The organism is Pseudomonas sp. R62 (assembly GCF_000257605.1).
Taxonomy (GTDB): Bacteria; Pseudomonadota; Gammaproteobacteria; order Pseudomonadales; family Pseudomonadaceae; genus Aquipseudomonas; species Aquipseudomonas atacamensis.
On the sequence record NZ_AHZM01000939.1, the window covers coordinates 1 to 709 of the forward strand.

Annotated in this window: 1 pseudogene; it reads right to left on the reverse strand. The window is 63.3% G+C overall.

The window, feature by feature from the left end:
* A pseudogene (locus tag OQK_RS01240) lies at window positions 1-709 on the reverse strand (cation:proton antiporter); the annotation flags it as partial.

Genomic DNA, 709 nt, shown 5'->3' on the forward strand with positions numbered 1-709 from the left:
GCGTATGCACGCGGATGAACCAGCGCCACAGCAGCGCCGCCACGGCGGCCGCGACGACGGCGATCAGCACCAGCAGCTTGTTGGTCGGCAGGATACTGGCCGACAAGGCTGCCAACAGCAGGAAAATCACCAGCAGCGAGAGAATCGGGATCACTTCGGCGATCACCCGACGCACTCGCTGCGTGTGACGCCCGGCCATCTCCGGCTTGACGCCCATCTCCGCCAGCAGCATCGACAGCGCCTTGAGCTTGCGATAAGCCGCGATCAGAAATGGTAGCGAGACCAGCAACGCCCCGCCCCAGATCAGTGCCTTCTGCCAGCTCGGATCGCTGATCCAGTCCTGCAGCCACAACGACATGCGCTCGGCGAAGTATGCGCCGGCAAAGAAGATCGCAATCACCAGCGCCAGATTGACCCCGACCTGCAACAGGATCCGCCGGATCATCGACGCCAGCAGCGCACCCTCGCCCTGCGGCTGAATACTGCGCAACCATTCGCCATACATGCCGAGCACCCGCCCGAGCCGCTTGGGCACAGCGGCCGAGAGCTTGATCGACAGCGGGTCCGCCGCGCGGATCAGATACGGCGTCAGCAGCGTGGTGATCACCGACACGGCCACAGCGACCGGATAGAGGAAGTTGCTGGTCACCTGCAAGGTCATGCCCAACGCGGCGATGATGAAGGAAAATTCGCCAATCTGTGACAGACC